This is a genomic window from Gordonia sp. NPDC003950 (assembly GCF_053605205.1).
In genome coordinates this window covers 1-4675 of the sequence record NZ_JBSGIT010000052.1, presented here as the reverse complement: position 1 = coordinate 4675, position 4675 = coordinate 1, and the positions used below count along the sequence as shown (strand labels likewise).

Sequence of the window (4675 nt, the reverse complement as noted above, 5' to 3'; positions counted from 1 at the left end):
TTTTTTATATTAACAACGTGAGCTCTTGCGATCACCCCCGCGGGGGGCGGGGCCGGGGAGCCCCGCCCCACCCCGCCGACACGGTGATCAGCAGATTCTTCGGATTCACCGCGGCCATCGCGACGCCGAGCGCGCATGCCTTGACCACGCCGGCGCCCGCACGGGCGGTATTCCATCGTCATGGGATTCACGGTATGCGCCAAGTTGTCGCCCTGGGCGGAACCGGCGTTACCCGCGTGCGGTCAGAAATCGATCGCGACGGTCTGCGGTTGCTGTCCACGCGGATACCGGCGTTCGGTGATGTCACCGTGGCCGTCATATCCGATGCGCACGACAGTGCTTGCGCGCGTATCGTAGTCGCCGCTGTCGACGAACATCGGTGACAGCGCACGCTCCTGTTCGAGTGACACCCCGGTGTGTGGCAACGCCGCATCATCGGCAATCACGGTGTCATGCAACATGTCCAGCAGGCGATCGGGTGCGGCCTCGAGATGGGCGCCCACCGCGGTCACCCCGCGGGTGACCTTGGGCCATGGCTCATCGAGCAGCCCGTTCGACAATCCGTGGATGCCCGGCTCGACGCGGCACAGCTGCGGATCGGGATGATTTGTCGCCCAGTAGATGTCGTCTCCGTCGTCGAGAAGGAGGTTCACCGGCGCGTAGTCGGGTGCGTGCTCGACGAAGTCGCCTGCCGATGCGCGAGCCATCTGCCCGGAGATCAGGAAGTCGACGGGCAGCGCCCCACGTGAGCGCTTGTCCGGCATCGGTTGGGCGATGCCGTCGCGGACGTTGGTGACCGCAGCCAGACGCCGGGCGCCGACGGTGGACACACCCATCCAGGTTCCGCCGGCCTGAAGGTCACGTCCACCGATGATCGGCAGGTCGGGCCAGGCGTGAACCGGTTCAGTACTGCGCGTGAAGAACTCGTCCCGGTTGGCCGCCAGGATCAGCCGGTGGTAGGGGGAGGCGTCGACGGCGAACAAGATCAGGCACACACCGTCGAGGCTACCGGGTGTACCGGTGGGCCCCACCCCGCCACCGAGTATGGTGCGCCAGAGCACAGCCCGATCTGAGAGCAGGGTGATGGCGCTGGGTTCGGTTGGGGGTGAGCGGGTTTCGTTGTCGGCTCGCGAGGACTCCTTGCGTTGAGCTCCGTCGAAACGACACGCTCCTCCGCTATCGCTCCGGACCGGCTCGACCGGCGGGCGCGGCGAAGCGGCACCCGATCACCGCTCGGTGCCGGCTCCCCAATCCTCCACCGGCGCGTACTGCGCGACATTGCCCATCCGGCGTTGCACCGCGGAGATCTCGCGCACAGCCTGAGCGAGCAGGCTCCGGTCCAGCGGCGAGAGTCGACGCAGAGTGATGACGTCCGAAGGGTCTTCCCGCCGTTCGATCTGCTCGAGTTGATAGCGCAGTCGGATCCGTTGCAGCACATCGAAGACCTCGACGAGGGTCGTTGCGGCGTCACCGCCGAGGACCTCCGACGCACCGGCATCACACAACCTCGATCGGGTGTCGAGTTCGACGGACCCGACCGCGAGGGCACCCCACCGCGCGATGTTCACCAGGGGCGTGAGGGCGTGCCGCTTGATGTCGACTGTGCCGGTGCGGCGTGCGAGCACGTCGCGCATCGACCGCAGTCGCGCCGGCGTCGACAGCGCTTCGGCGAGCAGCATGCGCAAGGTCGCCGGATGCGATCGCAGGTCACCGAACACCTCCGCGACCGCAGTCAGTCCCGGGTCGCCCCAGATCGGACGCCCATCGAGGAGCAGCGAGGTGAAGATCATGCCCTTGTTGTCGGCGGGGGCATCGAGCCAGGTCCGCGCGGCGGCCCGCCACTGACTGTGTGTGCGGGTGAACAGCGGCATCGACGCGATGGCACCGTTGGTGTCGACCCGCATCCCGGCACCACGCAGAACTGTGTCGACCTCGGCGAATGCGCCCCGATACCTGGCGATCTCGTCTGCGCCCAGGTCGTCGGCCAACGAGACCGCGCTGTCGACGTCGGAACTGAGCACCGGCTCGCGACGGGCGTTGCTCCCCAGCGACAGCCAAGTCATCGCCTGGGGATCCAACTCGGGCGCTGCAGTGAACACCAATTCGATCGCGCGTCGCATCACCGCGTCGTGGACAAGGGAGAGCACCCGGGTGATCTCGGCAGCCGGTTGTCCGCCGCGCACCAGGTCACCGACGAGGTACGGCATCCGGCGCGCCCGCTCCTGCAGTTCAGTGACCGTTGTCGACTCGGCCACCTGCCGGCGCAACGTCATGCTCGGACCCGCAGGCACCGCGACGAAATCGGTGGGCACCACTACCCCACGGAGTTCACCGCCCGGACCGGTCACCGGAACGCAGCCGAGCCCGCGGTCGACGATGAGCGTGAGCACCTCGGCGGCAGAGGCATCGATACGCACGGTGACGGCCGGGAAACTCATCACCTCGCCGATCGGCGTGGTCACACCGCGGCCCGCGGCGACGCACCGAACGCGGATGTCGCGGTCGGTGAGGACCCCGAATCGTCCGTTCGGCGCGGGGATCACGATGTAGGGCTGACCAGCGGCGGTCATGCGTTCGGCGGCGGTGGCCACCGACTCCTCGGCCGATGCCACGACCGGGATCGAGCTGATCAACTCTTCGACGGTCCCCTGCCCGGCAGTCGTCGGCACCGCTCGTCGCCGGCTCGAAGACAGTTGCCCCGCCAGGAACCTCGCTCCCGCAAGACCCGAGAACAGTGGGCGCACAGCATCTTCTGGAATCTGACAGACCCGAACCGGCCCCGCCGCGACGGCGATCGGGCCCTCACGTTCGCGCGTCAACAGCGAGGAGTATCCGAAAATCCCACCGGGACCGAGGATTTCATCCGGCCCGTCGGCGCCGGGCTCTGGGTGGTTGAAGATCTCGACCTGCCCGGCGAGCACCACCCACAGCAGGTGGGTGACCGCGGTGAACCCGTTGACGATCTGGGCGCCTGATTCGAAGGAGACGACCGTGGCCCGCGATGCAATGCTCCCGAGTTCGTCGTCGGACAGTGAGTCCAGCGGTGGGTGCGATCCCAACGCTGTCGCGAGATCGTCCACACCCCATCCTTCGTGTCGATTGCACGTCCCGAATCAGGATAGGTCACGTCGCGACCGGCCGCGGATTCCCGAAATGCCCGAAATGTCGCCACCAGTAACGTGCCAGCGCACGATCGTAATGATCGGGCAACATCTGTTACCTAGCTTCGCTTGACGGACAGCGTCCACGCTCGTCCGAAGTCCGCATTTCCGGCGACCCCGGTTCTGCGCATGCCGTACCCACCGCTCGCGGTATGTCGCAGTCGCCGAGCCGCGAGGAAGATCAACCCCACGAGGAATTGATGACCGAAACAACGACCCCACATGCCCATCTGGCCGCCGAACAGGTCGGCTACAAACAGGAGTTGGGCCGACGTCACGTCCAGATGATCGCCATCGGAGGTGCGATCGGAACCGGCTTGTTCCTGGGTTCGGCCACGCGTCTGCATTCCGTCGGCCCGGCACTGCTGTTCAGCTATGCGTTCGCCGGACTCGTCGCCTACTTCCTCATGCGGGCCCTCGGTGAACTCGTCCTGCACCGCTCGACCAGCGGCGCGTTCGTCTCCTACATGCGGGAATTCTTCGGCGAGAAGGCCGCTTACGTCACCGGCTGGATGTACTGGCTCAACTGGGCACTGACCGGCATCGCCGAATTGTCCGCCGTCGGCGTCTACATGAAGTTCTGGTTCCCGGGACTACCCAACGCGGTGAGTGCGCTCATCGCCCTGGTGGTCGTGCTGGCGATCAATCTGCTCTCGGCAAAAGCCGTTCGGCGAGTTCGAGTTCTGGGCAAGCATCCTGAAGGTCGGCGCGATCGTTCTGTTCCTGGTTGTCGGTATCGTCGTGGTGGTCGGCGGCATCCACGTCGGCACCACCCAGGCCGGGATCTCCAACCTGTGGTCCAACGGCGGATTCTGGCCGACCGCGGATCCGTACGCCTGGTACGGGCCGATCCTGGTACTCAGCGGTGTCGTGTTCGCATACGCCGCGATCGAACTCGTCGGGGTCGCGGCCGGCGAGATGCAGAATCCCGAACGGGAGGTCCCCAAGGCGGTCAATGCCGTCATCTTCCGCATCGGCGTGTTCTACTGCGGATCGATCCTGCTGCTGGCCTGCATGCTGCCCACCTCCGAGTACGGTACGAACGCCGCAGGCGACGTGGAGAGCCCGTTCGTGACGGTGTTCTCCAGGCTGGGCATGGGCTGGATGGGTGGCGTTATCAACGCGGTGCTCATCGTCGCCGCCATGAGTTCGCTGAACTCGGGTCTGTACTCCACCGGCCGTGTGCTGCGCAGTCTCGGAATGTCCAAGCAGGCACCGGAAGTGATGACCCGGATGAGTGGCTCCGGTGTGCCGTGGATCGGCATCGGCGTGACTGCGATCGTCTACTGCCTCGGCGTCATCCTCAACATTCTGATGCCGGGCGAGGCCTTCGACATCGCCTTGGAGGCCGCGTCACTGGGCATCGTGTTCACCTGGGGCACCATCTTCGCGTGCCAGCTCCGACTGCGGCAGTTGGTGCCGCACGCTGGACATCACGCACCCGCAGGCGGGCACCGGTGCTGGTGGTGATGCTGCCGGTGTCGGCCATCTGACCGCCGGACTCCGCGTACAGC

General features: G+C 66.2%; 3 protein-coding genes and 1 pseudogene. 1 reads left to right on the top strand and 3 read right to left on the bottom strand.

Annotated elements, in window-relative coordinates; translation table 11 throughout:
• Positions 1 to 242: 242 nt before the first annotated feature.
• The 3 genes from ACWETB_RS23730 to ACWETB_RS23720 form a co-directional block, all read right to left on the bottom strand.
• Complete coding sequence (locus ACWETB_RS23730) at positions 243 to 995, bottom strand: NRDE family protein (protein WP_452214037.1); 753 nt, start codon at positions 993 to 995, stop codon at positions 243 to 245.
• 231 nt (positions 996 to 1226) lie between these two features.
• The gene (locus ACWETB_RS23725; protein ID WP_452214035.1) at positions 1227 to 3080 is read right to left on the bottom strand and encodes a putative nucleotidyltransferase substrate binding domain-containing protein; all 1854 of its coding nucleotides are present in this window, start codon (positions 3078 to 3080) and stop codon (positions 1227 to 1229) included.
• Between the two features lie 140 nt (positions 3081 to 3220).
• Positions 3221 to 3598 (bottom strand): hypothetical protein, encoded by a 378-nt coding sequence (locus ACWETB_RS23720; protein ID WP_452214039.1) that lies wholly within the window; start codon positions 3596 to 3598, stop codon positions 3221 to 3223.
• Here ACWETB_RS23720 and ACWETB_RS23715 point away from each other — a divergent pair.
• Positions 3497 to 4526, top strand: a pseudogene (locus tag ACWETB_RS23715) (amino acid permease); the annotation flags it as partial. The gene ACWETB_RS23720 and the pseudogene ACWETB_RS23715 sit on opposite strands and share 102 nt — an antisense overlap.
• Between the last annotated feature and the right edge of the window lie 149 nt (positions 4527 to 4675).